Source organism: Pseudomonas sp. DSV-1, assembly GCF_035830915.1.
Lineage (GTDB): Bacteria > Pseudomonadota > Gammaproteobacteria > Pseudomonadales > Pseudomonadaceae > Aquipseudomonas.
The window spans coordinates 3,844,211-3,859,952 of the sequence record NZ_JAYMYG010000001.1 but is presented as its reverse complement, the minus strand read 5'-3'; the positions used below and the strand labels follow the sequence as shown (position 1 = coordinate 3,859,952).

Below are 15,742 nucleotides of genomic sequence, written 5' to 3'. Positions count from 1 at the left end.
TCAGCATAGGACACGTACAGGTCGCCACATCCGTTAGCCTGGAGTTCAACACATGCATCCCCGCGTTCTTGAAGTCACCGAGCGTCTTATTGCCCGCAGTCGTGCCACCCGTGAGGCGTACCTGACGCTTATTCGCGGTGCCGCCAGTGACGGCCCGCAACGCGGCAAGCTGCAATGTGCCAACTTCGCCCACGGCGTGGCCGGGTGTGGCGCTGAAGATAAAAACAGCCTGCGGATGATGAACGCCGCCAACGTCGCAATTGTTTCGTCATATAACGACATGCTGTCGGCGCATCAGCCCTACGAACACTTTCCTGAGCAAATCAAAAAAGCACTGCGTGAAATCGGCTCGGTGGGCCAGTTCGCGGGCGGCACGCCGGCCATGTGCGATGGCGTGACCCAGGGCGAGCCGGGCATGGAGCTCAGCCTGCTGAGCCGTGAAGTGATTGCGCTGTCGACGGCCGTGTCGCTGTCCCACAACATGTTCGATGCGGCAATGATGCTGGGCATATGTGACAAGATCGTGCCGGGCCTGCTGATGGGCGCGCTGCGCTTCGGTCATCTGCCCACCATTTTTGTGCCGGGCGGGCCGATGCCGTCGGGTATTTCCAACAAGGAAAAGGCCGACGTGCGTCAGCGTTACGCTGAAGGCAAGGCCAGCCGCGAAGAGCTGCTGGAGTCGGAGATGAAGTCCTATCACAGCCCTGGCACCTGTACGTTTTACGGGACCGCCAACACCAACCAGTTGCTGATGGAAGTCATGGGGCTGCATTTGCCGGGCGCTTCTTTCGTCAATCCCTACACGCCATTGCGTGATGCGCTGACCCGTGAGGCCGCTCATCAAGTCACTCGCCTGACCAAGCAAAATGGCGACTTCACCCCGTTGGGCGAAATCGTCGACGAGCGCTCCCTGGTGAACTCCATTGTTGCGCTGCATGCCACTGGCGGCTCGACCAACCACACCCTGCACATGCCGGCGATTGCGATGGCCGCGGGCATTCAGCTGACCTGGCAAGACATGGCGGACCTGTCCGAAGTGGTGCCGACCCTGTCCCACGTGTATCCAAACGGCAAGGCCGATATCAACCACTTCCAGGCCGCAGGCGGCATGGCGTTCCTGATTCGCGAACTGCTGGAAGCCGGCCTGCTCCATGAGAATGTCAACACGGTGGCGGGCTTCGGTCTGAGCCGTTACACCCGCGAACCGTTCCTGGTGGATGGCGAGCTGGTCTGGCGCGAAGGCCCGATCGAGAGCCTCGACGAGTCGATTTTGCGTCCGGTTGCACGTGCGTTTTCGGCCGAGGGCGGGTTGCGGGTGATGGAAGGCAACCTGGGGCGCGGCGTGATGAAAGTCTCGGCGGTAGCGCTTGAGCATCAAATCGTCGAAGCCCCGGCACGGGTATTCCAGGATCAGCAACAACTGGCCGATGCGTTCAAGGCCGGTGAGCTGGAACACGACTTTGTGGCCGTGATGCGCTTTCAGGGCCCGCGTTCCAACGGCATGCCCGAGCTGCACAAGATGACGCCGTTCCTGGGTGTGTTGCAGGATCGGGGCTTTAAAGTGGCACTGATCACTGACGGACGGATGTCAGGCGCCTCGGGCAAGATCCCGGCAGCGATTCATGTCAGCCCGGAAGCTTCGATCGGCGGCGCTCTGGCCCGTGTTCAGGACGGCGACATGATTCGCGTGGACGGCGTAAAAGGAACATTGCAACTGTTGGTGGATGAGGCAGAATTCGCGGCGCGCACCCCGGCAATCGGCACTCTGGATAATGCCGTTGGGTCCGGGCGTGAGTTGTTTGCGTTCATGCGTCAGGCCTTCAGTTCGGCCGAGCAGGGCGCGAGTACCTTTACCTCGTCTCTGGAAAATCTGAAATGAAGCTTGCACTGGTCGGTGACATTGGTGGAACCAACGCCCGGTTTGCGTTGTGGGATAACGACCAGCTGCGCTCGGTTCGTGTGCTGGCAACAGCTGATTTCGCCTGTCCGCAAGAAGCCATCAAGCTTTATCTGAGCGACCTGGATCTGGCCCTGGGTGCTGTAGGTTCGGTGTGCCTGTCAGTGGCAGGTCCCGTGAGTGGCGATGAGTTTCGCTTTACCAACAACCACTGGCGCTTGAGCCGGTCGGGGTTCTGTAAGGACCTGCAGGTCGACAATCTTCTGTTGATCAACGACTTCAGCGCTATGGCCCTGGGCATGACCCGCCTGCAACCTGAAGACGTACGTCAGGTGTGCCCTGGCATCCCGGACCCGACACGACCCGCCGTGGTTATCGGGCCGGGAACCGGGCTGGGCGTGGGTACCTTGCTGAACCTGGGTGAGGCGCAGTGGATGGCCTTGCCGGGGGAGGGTGGTCACGTTGACCTGCCCATGAGCAACCCCCGTGAAGTGCAGTTGTGGCAGCACATTTACAACGAAATTGGCCATGTGAGTGCTGAAAGCATTTTGAGCGGCAGCGGTTTGCCGCGGGTCTATCGGGCGATTTGCGCGGTGGATGGCCATACGCCGGTGCTGGACAGCGACCGTGCAATCACGGCAGCGGCCCTGGCCGGTGATCCGGTCGCCCTGCAGGTGCTGGAACACTTCAGTTGCTGGCTGGGGCGTGTGGCGGGCAACAATGTATTGACCATCGGTGGGCGGGGCGGGGTCTATATCGTGGGCGGGGTCATCCCGCGCTTTGCCGATATTTTCCTGGCCAGCGGCTTTGCCCGCAGCTTCGCCGACAAAGGCTGCATGAGCGACTACCTCAAGGGCATCCCGGTGTGGCTGGTGACAGCACCGTATCCGGGATTGATCGGCGCGGGAGTGGCGTTGCAACAGGCATTTGGCTAAAAGCCATGCACACACTGTGGGAGCGGGCTTGCTCGCGTTAGCGCAGACATCGAATCGCTTGCATCGCGAACAAGTCCGCTCCCACAGACGTGATAAAAACAATAAGGAACATCACTGTGAGTGCACCCGGCAAATCCATTTTGCTGGTCGATGATGACCAGGAAATTCGAGAACTCCTTGATATCTATCTCACCCGCGCCGGTTTTCAGGTGCGTACCGTGGGCGATGGTGCGGGCTTTCGTGAAGCACTTGATAGGGCCGCCAGTGATCTGCTGATCCTCGATGTCATGTTGCCCGACGAAGATGGCTTCAGCCTGTGCCGATGGGTGCGTCAGCATCCGCGCTTTGCCCAGATCCCGATCATCATGCTCACCGCCAGTTCTGACGAGGCCGATCGCATCATTGGCCTTGAACTGGGCGCCGACGACTACCTGGGCAAACCCTTCAGCCCCCGTGAACTGCTGGCACGAATCAAGGCATTGCTTCGCAGGGCGCAATTTGCCAATACCAGTTCGGGTAACGAAGTCCTGGCGTTCGAAGAGTGGCGACTGAACACCGTGACCCATCGACTGTTTCATACCGATGGCGAAGAGGTGATTCTGTCCGGGGCTGATTTTTCGTTGCTCAAGCTGTTTCTGGATAACCCGCAACAGATTCTTGACCGCGACACCATCGGCAATGCGACCCGCGGTCGGGACCTGATGCCTCTGGACCGAATTGTCGACATGGCCGTCAGCCGCTTGCGCCAGCGTCTGCGCGACACCGACAAGCCCCCCCGGTTGATCCGTACCGTACGCGGCAGCGGCTATCAGTTGGCGGCTCAGGTCTTGTCCGGCAATGACCTTTAATTTCCTGCGCAAATGGCACATGCCCCGCTCATTGCTGGGGCGTATGTTGCTGCTGACGTTGCTTGCCATTTTGCTGGCGCAAACCTTGTCGAGCGCGATCTGGCTGTCGCAGTTGCGCACCACGCAACTCGAAGGGCTGGTCAACAGTGCGCGCAGCATGGCGCACTCGATGAATGCGACCGTGGCTTACCTGCGCTCCCTGCCGCTGGCCTATCGTCCGTTGGTGCTGGATCAATTGCGCAGCATGGGCGGAACCCGGTTTGTGGTGAGCCTCAATGACAGGCCCCTGGACATGCCCGTATTGCCGCCGACCCAGCGCAAACAGGCGGTGCTGGACGCCGTGGACAAGGTGTTGCGCGAGGCGGTGGGACCCGATGTCGACATGTCGGTGACGTTTGTCAGCCCCCAGGACCTGCGCATTTTCAATGCGGGCCTCAAGCTCGATGAGTTGCCCCGTTCCTGGGCGCATTTCGCCTTGACGCTTGAGCCGGTCAATCCACCGGTGCTGGTGACGCAAATCCAGATGGTGCCGGGCGAGTGGCTGTATATCGCGTCCCTGTTGCCGCAGCCGTACACCAGCCTCGAAGAAGAAGGACTGCCGGCATTGCAGGTGTGGTTCATCGTGCTCAGCAGCGTCTTTTTATTGTTGTTCATCGGCTTGCTGGTGCATTGGCAAAGCCGCCCGCTCAAGCGTCTGGCCCGGGCGGCCCGTGACATGTCGCTGGGTGAGGATGAAGTCAGGCCGGTCGAGATCGGAGGCGGCAGTGAGGTGGTCGAAGTGGGGCGAGCCTTCAACACCATGCGTGCTCGCATCAGCCGTTATCTGACCGAGCGCAGTCAGTTGTTCAGCGCCATTTCCCATGACCTGCGCACCCCGATCACCCGCCTGCGCCTGCGGGTCGAACTGCTTGAAGACGAGCAGTTGCAGCACAAGTTCGGGCGCGATCTGGATGAGCTGGAGATGTTGGTCAAAGGTGCGCTGCAGTGCGTGAAAGATACGGACATTCACGAAAACATCGAGGCAGTGGACTTGAATCACCTGCTCGACTGCTTGATCGAACCGTATTTGCTCCCTCAGGGAAACGGTCGCGTAACCCTTCAGGGACGAGCCCTCAAACCTTACCCCGGCAAGCCGCTGGCCCTGCGCCGCTGCATGGGCAACCTGATCGACAACGCCCTCAAGTACGGCAACAACGCGCACTTGCGTATCGATGACAATGAGCAGGCCTTTGTGCTGACCGTTGATGACGAAGGACCGGGGGTGCCCGAGCAACGCCTGGAGCAAGTCTTCGAGCCTCACTTTCGCCTGGCCGGGCAGCAGCAGGGTTACGGGCTGGGGCTCGGGATTGCCCGCAGTATTGCCCATAGCCACGGTGGTGAAGTCAGTCTGCAAAACCTGCGCGTGGGCGGCCTGCGGGTCACTTTGCACTTGCCGCGAAATGGCGATTGATCGACTGGCTCGCCTGTTCGGCACTGATGGGTAGCAAGGGTTCCAGTGGGCGGTCTGAGGCCACTTCCATCATGGACGTTGGCTGGCGGTGACTGCTCATCGCGGCGTTGATACGGTTTTCGCGCACCCGCCTGCTGGTCTGACTGAAGTGCAGCTGCAGTTTTTCCATGGCCACATCATAGGGTTCGTTGCACAGGGTCAGTTGCCTCTCGCGCTCTTGCAGCGCCAACCGCTTGGCCTCGTCATCGCCATAGCGATCCACACGAAAACTCTTGCTCAGGTTGTAACCGTGAATGCGGGTCGTGGCGCGCCAGTAATGGATCTGGTTGGCGTGCACCCGATAGACCCCGGGGTGCCCGCTGGTGTTGTGGCGCGTCAGGCGTTGGCGATTTTCATAGGTGAGGGGCTGGGGCATTTCCAGCACCAGCTGGTTGCGCAAATGTTCAGCTGCATCCAGGGCCGCGGCCTCACCGCCATACTCGGCGAAGTCGAATTGGTGGACATGCACTTTGCCTGAGCGCCGGATGTCCAGTTTCCAGGCGTAGCGGCAACCGTCCGGATACTCCAACGGGCAAATGAAACAGTGGTTCTGGGCCGTTGCACGATATTTCTGCATGAGTCTCATCTCCTGATGGGTGTCTGCATCCGTTCTTGAAACGTGGCGATGTGTTGCAGACTCGCTGAAGTTATTTACAGGTTCAACGTGGGAAAACGACTTCGGGATGCGTCCTACAGTCAACGCAGAAAATGCCTTACGTGGCTTTGGGGGCAGCTTTATGGCTTACAGGAAAGCAGAGTCAGACATCGTTGAAATATCCTCGGAACCAAACGCCCTCACCCTGCTTCTGTGTCACCAGGTTGTGACATTTGAGCGTCTCTTCGTTACGTGCGGGCAGACGGTGATGGATACACTCTTTGGCAGCGCAAGCAAAAAGACTTGCACAGCTATAACAACAAGAAAGGTCCAGACATGAATTCATTCAATCGCCTCGCCGTTGTCATTTCTCTGGCTACATTATTCCCCCTGGGTGCTTATGCCGCTGCCCCTGCCGACTCCAAAGGCACGGTTGAAGTGGTGCATTGGTGGACCTCCGGTGGTGAGGCCAAAGCGGTTGATGTGCTTAAAAAGCTGATCGAAAAAGACGGTTACACTTGGCAGGACAGTGCCGTGGCAGGCGGTGGCGGTGCCGCCGCCATGACCGTACTGAAAACCCGGGCCGTCTCCGGCAACCCGCCTTCAGCAGCACAAATCAAAGGCCCTGACTTGCAAGAGTGGGGCGCGCTCGGTTTGTTGACCAACCTCGATGAGGTTTCCAAGGCCAATCACTGGGACACCCTGCTGTCGAAAACCGTCTCCGACACCATGAAATACGACGGCCATTACGTGGCTGTACCGGTGAACATTCACCGGGTGAACTGGTTGTGGATCAACCCCGAAGTCTTCAAGAAGGCAGGCATCGACAAAGCGCCAACCACTCTTGATGAACTCTACGCGGCAGGCGACAAACTCAAGGCCGCGGGCTTTATCCCTCTGGCCCACGGTGGTCAGCCGTGGCAGGACAGCACGGTCTTTGAAGACCTGGTGCTCAGCGTCATGGGGCCAGATGGCTACAAGAAAGCCTTCGTCGATCTTGACGAGAAAACCCTGACCGGCCCCCAGATGGCTGAAGTTTTCACCCACCTGAAAAAACTGCAGGGCTACATGGACCCGGATGGCACCGGTCAGGACTGGAACCTGGAAGCCGCCAAGGTGATCAACGGCAAGGCCGGTATGCAGATCATGGGTGACTGGGCGAAAAGCGAGTGGGCTGCTGCGGGTAAAAAGGCCGGCACTGATTTTGAGTGCGTGCCATTCCCGGGCACCCAGGGCAGCTTTACCTACAACATCGACTCGCTGGCGATGTTCAAACTGTCGGCCAAGAACAACACGCCGGGCAATATCGCCGCGCAAAACGACGTGGCCAAAGTCGCGCTTGAGCCTGAATTCCAGTACGTGTTCAACCAGAACAAAGGCTCGATCCCGGTACGCAGTGACCTGGACATGAGCAAGTTCGACAGCTGTGGTCAGGCCTCTGCCAAAGACTTCGCCCAAGCGGGCAAGGCCAACAGCCAGCTGCCGAGCATGGCGCACAACATGGCCACTTCACTGGCGGTGCAAGGCGCGATTTTCGACACCGTCAGCAACTTTATGAGCGACAAGAGTGCTGATCCGGCCACGGCCGGTAAAAAGCTCTACTCGGCCATCAAGTCCGCACAGTAATTCGTTGATCTGACCTGCCACGCCTGCGCGTGGCTCCCCCTTATCCCTGGTTGTGCGGCATCTGCGTGTGCAGATGCCGGCATACCCTCTCGGGAGTATTTCGATGAGTTCCGTGGCTGTGTTCAGCAAGGCCTCGCCGTTTGATGCGCTGCAACGCTGGTTGCCCAAGCTGGTCCTGGCACCGAGCATGCTGATCGTATTGGTTGGCTTTTATGGCTACATTTTTTGGACGTTCCTGCTCTCGTTCACCAATTCCAGCTTTATGCCCAGCTACAAATGGGTTGGCTTGCAGCAATACGCACGACTGATGGACAACGACCGCTGGTGGGTCGCCAGCAAAAACCTGGCGGTTTTTGGCGGGATGTTCATCGTCATCAGCCTGGTGATCGGCGTGTTTCTGGCCATCCTGCTCGACCAGCGGATTCGCAAGGAAGGCTTCATCCGCACGATCTACCTGTACCCGATGGCACTGTCGATGATCGTCACCGGTACGGCCTGGAAGTGGCTGCTCAACCCGGGCCTGGGCCTGGACAAAATGCTCCGTGACTGGGGCTGGGAAGGTTTTCGTTTTGACTGGCTGCTGGATCAGGACCGGGTGGTGTACTGCCTGGTGATCGCTGCGGTGTGGCAGGCTTCGGGATTTGTGATGGCGATGTTCCTGGCCGGATTGCGCGGGGTCGATCAGTCGATCATTCGTGCGGCCCAGGTCGACGGTGCGAGCTTGCCGACCATCTACCTGCGCATTGTGTTGCCGAGCCTGCGCCCGGTGTTTTTCAGCGCCTTCATGATCCTTGCGCACATTGCCATCAAGAGCTTCGATCTGGTGTCGGCAATGACCGCCGGTGGTCCGGGATATTCCTCCGACTTGCCAGCCATGTTCATGTACTCCTTCACCTTCAGCCGTGGGCAAATGGGCATTGGTTCTGCCAGCGCGATCATGATGCTGGGAGCGATTCTGGCCATCCTCGTGCCGTATCTGTATTCCGAGCTGAGGAACAAACGCCATGACTAACATGACAAGCGGCATCGGCGCGTCCCGATTCACCTTCAGCCGCCTGGCCATTTACGCCACCCTGGTTCTTGCTGCGGCGGTCTATTTGATCCCCTTGGTGGTGATGCTGCTCACCAGCTTCAAAAGCCCGGAAGACATCCGTACCGGCAACCTGTTGAGCTGGCCGCAAGTGATTGACGGCATTGGCTGGATCAAGGCCTGGGACACGGTGGGCGGGTATTTCTGGAACTCGGTCAAGATCACCGTGCCTGCGGTATTGATCTCGACTTTTATCGGGGCCATGAACGGCTATGTGCTGTCGATGTGGCGTTTTCGCGGCTCACAGCTGTTTTTTGGCTTGCTGCTGTTCGGCTGCTTCCTGCCGTTTCAAACCGTGTTGCTCCCGGCCTCGTTCACCATCGGCAAGCTCGGGCTGGCCAATACCACCACCGGCCTGGTGCTGGTGCACGTGGTGTATGGCCTGGCCTTCACCACGCTGTTTTTCCGCAACTACTACGTGAGCATCCCGGATGCGCTGGTCAAGGCTGCACGGCTGGATGGCGCGGGTTTCTTCACGATTTTCGGGCGAATCCTGCTGCCGATGTCGGTGCCGATCGTGATGGTCTGCCTGATCTGGCAGTTCACTCAAATCTGGAACGACTTTCTGTTTGGTGTGGTGTTTGCCAGTGGTGATGCGCAGCCGATTACGGTGGCGTTGAACAACCTGGTCAATACCAGCACCGGCGCCAAGGAATACAACGTTGATATGGCTGCGGCCATGATCGCGGGGCTGCCGACGCTGCTGGTTTACATCTTTGCGGGCAAGTATTTTCTGCGCGGGCTGACGTCCGGCGCGGTCAAGGGGTAAGGCATGGCGACTCTCGAATTACGCAACGTGAATAAATCCTACGGCAAGGGTTTGCCCGACACGCTGAAAAACATCGAACTGAAAATCGATGACGGCGAGTTCCTGATTCTGGTGGGGCCTTCGGGCTGCGGTAAATCGACCCTGATGAACTGCATCGCCGGTCTTGAAACCATCAGCGGCGGGGCGATCCTGGTGGACGATGCCGATATCAGCGGCATGAGCCCCAAAGACCGTGATATCGCCATGGTGTTCCAGTCCTACGCGCTGTACCCGACCATGAATGTGCGGGACAACATTGCCTTCGGTCTCAAGATCCGCAAGATGAGCGCGGCGGCGATCGATGAAGAGGTGGCGCGGGTTTCCAAGCTGCTGCAAATCGAACACCTGCTGACCCGCAAGCCCGGCCAACTGTCGGGTGGTCAGCAACAGCGCGTGGCCATGGGCCGGGCGCTGGCGCGGCGGCCCAAGATCTACCTGTTTGACGAGCCGCTGTCCAACCTCGATGCCAAGCTGCGGGTCGAGATGCGCACCGAAATGAAACTGATGCACCAGCGCCTGAAAACCACCACCGTCTACGTCACCCATGACCAGATTGAAGCCATGACCCTGGGCGACAAAGTGGCCGTGATGAAGGACGGGATCATTCAGCAGTTCGGTACGCCCAAGCAGATCTATAACGATCCGGCCAACCTGTTTGTGGCGAGCTTTATTGGCTCGCCACCGATGAACTTCATTCCCCTGCGCCTGCAACGCCGCGAGGGCCGCTTGCTGGCCTTGCTCGACAGCGGCCAGGCACGCTGCGAGCTGCCGTTGAGCATGCAGGACGCGGGGCTTGAGGACCGTGATGTGATTGTGGGCATACGCGCCGAGCAGATTGTACTGGCGCCCGCAGAGCCCAACGGCTTGCCCGTCATTCGCGCCGAAGCCCAAGTCATCGAGCCTACCGGCCCGGACACCCTGGTTTTTGTAAACCTGAACGGGAGCAAGGTCTGCTGCCGAATGGCCCCTGATGATGCGCCTCAGGTGGGTCAGAGCCTCAATTTGCAGTTCGATCCAGCCAAAGTGCTACTGTTTGATGCGAATACGGGCGAGCGTCTGGGGGCGATGGGTTCGCCTCAGACGCTCGGCCGGGCTGATAACGTGGCGCAATTCAAGGGTCGTTAAGTCAACAGGGAGCCTGTTACCGGGCCTCCTTGGGTGGTGCCGCGTTATAGAAAGCCAATAAGAAAACAACGAGGATTTAAGGGATGACTAACAGAATGACCCGTACCCGTCTGGCCTGCCAGCTATCGGCGATTGTCGCGCTAAGCCTGGGTGCAAGCAGTGTCTACGCTGACGAAGCGTTCAGTGCCGATTCGAAATGGATGACCGGCGACTGGGGCGGTGAGCGAACCAGACTGATCGAGCAGGGCATCGACATCAAGGCCGATTACGTCGGTGAAGTCGGCGCCAACCTGCATGGCGGTTACAACGATGACAAGACAGCGCGCTACAGTGACCAGTTCGGTCTGGGCGTCGCGCTGGACCTGCAAAAGCTGTGGGGCTGGGACAACACCCAGGCCAAGATCCAGCTCACCAACCGTAATGGCCAGAACATCTCCAATGACCGTATCGGCGACCCCCGTGCCGGTACCCTGAGCTCCTCCCAGGAAGTCTATGGCCGTGGCCATATGGTGCGTTTGACCCAATTGTGGATTCAGCACCAGTTCCTCGACGGCAAACTGGACGTCAAGGCCGGTTACTTCGGTGAAGGCGAAGACTTCAACACCTTCCCGTGCGAATTCCAGAACCTGGCGTTCTGTGGCTCTCAGGTGGGTAACTGGGCCACCAACGTCTGGTACAACTGGCCGGTCAGCCAGGCGGCACTGCGGGTGAAATACAACATCACCCCTGAGCTGTATGCCCAGATTGGCGCGTACAACCAGAACCCGTCGCAACTGGAACACGGCAACGGCTTCAAACTCAGCGGCAGCGGCACCAAGGGCACGGTGTTGCCGGTCGAGCTGGTCTGGTCGCCGAAGGTCAACGACCTGCCGGGCGAGTACCGTGTTGGTTACTACAAGAGCACGGCGCCTGCCGATGACGTGCGCGTCGACATCACCAGCACCGGTCAGGACTATCGTGTACGCGACAGCAAGCACGGTTACTGGTTTGTGGTGCAGCAGCAACTCACCAGCCACAACGGTGACCCGTCGCGCGGTCTGAATATCGCGGCCAACGCCACTTTTCACGACAAGGCCACCAACATCGTCGACAACTACCAGTCGCTGATGTTTGTGTACAAGGGGCCTTTCGATGCCCGTCCCAAGGATGACATCGGCATTGGCGCCGCCCGCATCCACGTCAATGATGACGTGAAGAAAAGCGCCGAGCAGATCAACGCCTCCATTGGTGCCACCGATTACAACGATCCGCTGTACTCGCCACTGCGCTCCACCGAGTACAACTACGAACTCAACTACGGTTTTCACGTGACCAACTGGCTGACCGTGCGTCCAAACCTGCAGTACATCACTCACCCGGGTGGTGTGGACAAGGTTGACAACGCACTGGTGGCCGGTCTGAAGATTCAGTCGACGTTCTAAATGCGCTAAGCTCCTTGTTTTTCCAGCGGATAGCCTTGGCTATCCGCTTTTTTTCGGGGCTGCACACCTCGGCGCATGATTTTCAGGACTGCGGCACATGCATGAGCATCCGCTTCACCGTTTTTTCAAATCCAGGCGCGAGCAACCGGTCTTCCAATGGGAGCGTTTTCAGCAGCGCGACGTGCTGGTGATCGATCACCCCCATTGTCAGGCGGTGTTCAGCCGTCAGGGCGCGCAGCTGCTGCATTTTAAGCCAACCGGGCAAAAGCCCTGGTTGTGGTGCGCTGCCAAGTGGCCGCAGGTGGGTGCGATTCGCGGTGGAGTGCCGATTTTCTGGCCCTGGTATGGTCGCCACCCCAGTGAAAATGCATGGCCATCCCATGGCTGGGCGCGGTTGATCGACTGGAAACTGCTCGATAGCAGCAGCGACGAAGAAGGGGTGACCCTGCACTGGCGCTTGAAGTTGTGCGATTGGCAGGTCGATTTACATGCACGACTGGGCGAAGAAATGGAACTGCGCTTGAGCACCGAGCATCAGGATGATGAGCCTTGCCAGGTCAGCCAAGCCTTACGTGCTTACTGGCGCATCGGAGATGTTGCCAAGGTAGCGCTGTCTGGTCTGGACGGTGTTCACGGCTACGATCAGTTGAATCGTGAGGTTTGCCAGCAGCAGGGTGAGTTGCGGGTGGCGGGCGGTTGTCAGCGCGTGTTCCAGCATGACGGAGAAATGCAGCTCAATGATCACGCCTGGCAAAGGGCGCTGAGCATCGATACCGGGCATCAGGCCAATACGGTGGTCTGGCACCCGGGCAAACGACCCTTGCTGGGCGTGAGCTGGAATGAGGTGATGGGTTTTGTGTGCGTGGAGTCCACCAGCGGTGGCATCCACAACCAAACCCTGGCGCCGGGGGAGCAGGCGCATTTGAGTTTGCAGGCGCGGGCGAGGTTGGTGGGGGGTTGAGAGCTTTGTGAAGTCGGCAGGCCAGAGCAGCGACAAGAGAGTCTGAGGTCGGGTTTTATTAACCCAACCTCAGAGATGCTCAAATCATTACATGGCCGGGTGCGGACATGGCATTAAAAAGTGCAATCATTTGATCCTCATCAAGATCCCCTGCTCCCGTGGTGGTGGTGGGCTTGAAGTATTTATCGAATACGATGTTGCCTTCATCATATTTGTTGCTAGTCAGCATCAGATTTTCCAGCGCGGAATTAAAGCCCGTATCGAGTCTCTTCAATTCGCGGGAAAAATGTAAAGAACCTGCGGTTTCCGAAACCATTTTGAAGTGGTCGTCAGGGTTGGCTGTCATATCATTTTTACGGTAAATGATGTGCTGAATTGCTTTGAACTTTTTGAAGCTTTCTTTGTTCATCTCTTTCAAGATCGGATTTTTTTTGTAAGTGGCAAACGTACTGGAATGAATGCCTTTTTCTCCGCCCCAACGATTGAATTGAGTCGGGCCTGCAGTCATTAATGTTTTTTCCTGGTGCTGCAGGGAGGCGGGCAGAGGTGCGATAGGCACGTTGTCCACATCATTGAACACGCCACCCAATTTATAAGTCAGCTCGGTTTTTAAAATGTCCGAACCGGATGCCAGATGGGCGCGTTCTCCGCTTCTTGATGCTTCAAATTGTGTGTAACGCTCCTTGGTCTGGAATTTTTTAAACCACTTTTCCTCTTTGATATTAATCACTTTTACACCACTGCCAAGGCTGCTTTGCAGGGCCTTGAGCTGAGTGTCTTCCCCCGGATTTGGCAGGACGTGCAATTCAACTTTATAGGCACTGTTGGTGAGCGCTATTTTTTTCAAGTTGGAATGATGCTGCTCAAGATTTTTGAGTTCTCCTTGCCAGAAGTGATGGATAACGTTCGGTACTGATTTTTCTTTGGCCAGTCCGTGCAAGTCCCGGTGAGTGACAGGATTGTTATTGACCATTGAGTACACATTAAGCCCATCGACACTGCCCGCCGGATCCGGGCAAATCCACCGCTGCAACCACGGTGCGTAATACCGTGCGCCGTAGTAATACAACCCTGTGGCATCGCGCTCTTTGCCGGAATAACGCAGGGTCTTGTATCTGGCCTGCACGGCACTGCGTGCGGCCCACCAGGATGTACCGCCGTAGGGGTAGTAACTTTCCTGGCTGATCAGTTCGCCCGCGTGATCCAGCTCCAGGGTGCTGCTGCCCAGATGATCACCCAAACTGTAGCGCCACTGATCGGGCTCGGTCGCCCAATGCAGCACCCGGACCTGGTTGCGACCGGCCTGGGTCGTCACGACATGTAACTGCTCGCCCGTGGTGGGTGTGCGGATTTCCAGACACGGCAAATACAGCACCTCAATGACCTGTTCACCACCGCCGGTCTTGGCCCGGCGTACCTTGCGCACGCGCTGACCCGTGCCGTCATAGATATAAGTCTCGACATCGTCGTCCCGGCCATCAGGTGCCTCGCGCACCACCTGCGTGACCTGATGCAATTGATTGCGAGTATTCCAGTGCATGAGCTGCCCCGGTGCCAGTGCCTGTTGATTGCCGTTGGCATCGAAACCACTGGCAAACTCCGCGGGTGCTTCACCCTTGAACAGGCTGCGGTTGCTGTGTTCTGCCACCACCATCTGGCGCAGATAGGTGTTACCGGCGCCAGCATCATGTTTGAGTGAAGTCAGGTTGGCGCCGCTGTCATAGGTGTAGGTCTGGGTGTAGTTGCGCCAGTGGCTGTCATCCCTGGCGCCGAAAATCTCCAGCCCGGGCAGTTCAGGTCCGATACGTTGGCTGGCGTTTTCCCGGCCCGTGGCTTCGATCAGTTGGTAGAGGGAGTCGTAACGGTAGGTGCTGATTGCCTCAACCTGTTGTTGGGCAAACCACTGTACGGGCTGGGCCAGATCTTCGATGCGCTCGATATTGCCCACCGGGTCGTACTGGTAGTGCAGGTCTTGCAGTAAATGCCCGGTCAGAGTGCTGGCCTTGAGCCGTTGCAACCGACCATTTGCCGCTGAGTAGCTCGCGATGGTCAGTACATTGTTGCCAGCTTGCTCTGTCTCCACCTGATCGAAGGCGTTGTATTCGCAGCTTTTGAGCAGTGCTATACCGTCCAGCTGTGACGCGCAGGGCCGGCCGGTAATGTCGACGTTTATCGAGCTTACGTGGTTTGCTGCATCGGTTTGCGCGATCACCGCGCCCAGTGCGTCGTACTGCCAGCGGGTGCTGTAGCTGACGGTCTGAAGCGGGGCATCCGGCCAGTGGGGAGCGGTCAGCGAGACGCAAAAGCGCCGGGTCTCAATCAGTGGCTGGCCGGTTACGGCGAACGCTTCATGCCACACACTGCCGGCTGGATCGTCGTGACGCAGCATGCGGCCACACCGGTTGCGTTGAGCATCTTCAGTATTGTTTGCGGCATAGGTAAAGCGTTCGACGCACTGCTCTACGTTTTCATCAGCCCCTTTTTCAAACAGTGCAACAGGTCGCAGTTGCTCATCGTAGTCCAGGCGCATAAAGCTTTCACGCCCGTCCCAACTGTGCACGGCCTGTGCGGCCGCGTTGTAGAAACGCACGCGCCAGCCTTCATCCACCGAATCACTGCATAGCTCCTGCCCCGTCAGGCTGAAGCGAGTTTGCTGATTGGCCACCGACAGTCGCGCATCCCATTGTTCGGTGAGATGACCCAGCGCGTTATACCGTTGCCGCGTGGTGTGGGCCGATGGTGTCTGACTGATGTCCCGGCGATGGTAAGCCACGCTGCGCAGCAGGGCTGCCCGCGGATCTATCGAGATCAGTAATGGCGTTTTTTGGTGCAATTGATAAGTCATCGTTGCCATACCTGATTGTTGCGTTGGCTATCGAGACTCGTCGTCCATTACGAGGCATTGGTACTGTCAAGAATGACCAGTTTTTTCAAGGGGAGCGCTAAC

At 58.1% G+C, this 15,742-nt stretch carries 12 protein-coding genes; 10 read left to right on the top strand and 2 right to left on the bottom strand.

From position 1 onward, the window contains the following. Positions 1-52: 52 nt before the first annotated feature. The 4 genes from edd to VSQ83_RS18050 all read left to right on the top strand — a co-directional run bounded on the left by edd (position 53) and on the right by VSQ83_RS18050 (position 5,130). Positions 53-1,879: a phosphogluconate dehydratase gene (gene edd / locus VSQ83_RS18065; protein ID WP_133077267.1), complete on the top strand. Its 1,827-nt coding sequence runs from the start codon at positions 53-55 to the stop codon at positions 1,877-1,879. Then, positions 1,876-2,832, top strand: coding sequence for a glucokinase (locus tag VSQ83_RS18060; protein ID WP_133077268.1), 957 nt, complete (start codon positions 1,876-1,878; stop codon positions 2,830-2,832). Before edd ends, VSQ83_RS18060 begins: the two co-directional genes overlap by 4 nt. 116 nt (positions 2,833-2,948) lie before the next feature. Then, entirely contained in the window at positions 2,949-3,680 is a 732-nt protein-coding gene (locus VSQ83_RS18055) for a response regulator (protein ID WP_219262909.1), read from the top strand. Next, positions 3,670-5,130: an ATP-binding protein gene (locus VSQ83_RS18050; protein ID WP_133077270.1), complete on the top strand. Its 1,461-nt coding sequence runs from the start codon at positions 3,670-3,672 to the stop codon at positions 5,128-5,130. The genes VSQ83_RS18055 and VSQ83_RS18050 overlap by 11 nt, the downstream gene beginning before the upstream one ends. On the opposite strand, the gene VSQ83_RS18045 is transcribed toward VSQ83_RS18050, so the two are convergent. Beyond that, complete coding sequence (locus VSQ83_RS18045) at positions 5,099-5,746, bottom strand: AP2 domain-containing protein (protein WP_326427287.1); 648 nt, start codon at positions 5,744-5,746, stop codon at positions 5,099-5,101. The genes VSQ83_RS18050 and VSQ83_RS18045 overlap by 32 nt on opposite strands. Positions 5,747-6,100: 354 nt before the next feature. Here VSQ83_RS18045 and VSQ83_RS18040 point away from each other — a divergent pair, with 354 nt between their 5' ends. The 6 genes from VSQ83_RS18040 to VSQ83_RS18015 all read left to right on the top strand — a co-directional run bounded on the left by VSQ83_RS18040 (position 6,101) and on the right by VSQ83_RS18015 (position 12,795). Next, positions 6,101-7,390 carry an ABC transporter substrate-binding protein gene (locus VSQ83_RS18040; RefSeq protein ID WP_133077272.1) on the top strand — a complete coding sequence of 430 codons (1,290 nt, stop codon included), beginning with the start codon at positions 6,101-6,103 and terminating at the stop codon, positions 7,388-7,390. 103 nt (positions 7,391-7,493) lie between these two features. Next, complete coding sequence (locus tag VSQ83_RS18035; RefSeq protein WP_019822330.1) at positions 7,494-8,402, top strand: carbohydrate ABC transporter permease; 909 nt, start codon at positions 7,494-7,496, stop codon at positions 8,400-8,402. Position 8,403: 1 nt separating this feature from the next. After that, positions 8,404-9,249, top strand: a complete 846-nt coding sequence (locus VSQ83_RS18030) for a carbohydrate ABC transporter permease (protein WP_133077403.1) — start codon at positions 8,404-8,406, stop codon at positions 9,247-9,249. 3 nt (positions 9,250-9,252) lie between these two features. Continuing rightward, positions 9,253-10,413, top strand: a complete 1,161-nt coding sequence (locus VSQ83_RS18025) for an ABC transporter ATP-binding protein (RefSeq protein WP_133077273.1) — start codon at positions 9,253-9,255, stop codon at positions 10,411-10,413. Positions 10,414-10,496: 83 nt separating this feature from the next. Then, a complete protein-coding gene (locus VSQ83_RS18020) occupies positions 10,497-11,834 on the top strand; it encodes a carbohydrate porin (RefSeq protein ID WP_133077274.1) in 1,338 nt (445 codons plus the stop codon). A 97-nt stretch (positions 11,835-11,931) separates the two neighbouring features. Beyond that, positions 11,932-12,795 carry a D-hexose-6-phosphate mutarotase gene (locus tag VSQ83_RS18015; RefSeq protein WP_326427286.1) on the top strand — a complete coding sequence of 288 codons (864 nt, stop codon included), beginning with the start codon at positions 11,932-11,934 and terminating at the stop codon, positions 12,793-12,795. Between the two features lie 79 nt (positions 12,796-12,874). On the opposite strand, the gene VSQ83_RS18010 is transcribed toward VSQ83_RS18015, so the two are convergent. Continuing rightward, positions 12,875-15,640 (bottom strand): RHS repeat-associated core domain-containing protein, encoded by a 2,766-nt coding sequence (locus VSQ83_RS18010; protein ID WP_219262907.1) that lies wholly within the window; start codon positions 15,638-15,640, stop codon positions 12,875-12,877. Between the last annotated feature and the right edge of the window lie 102 nt (positions 15,641-15,742).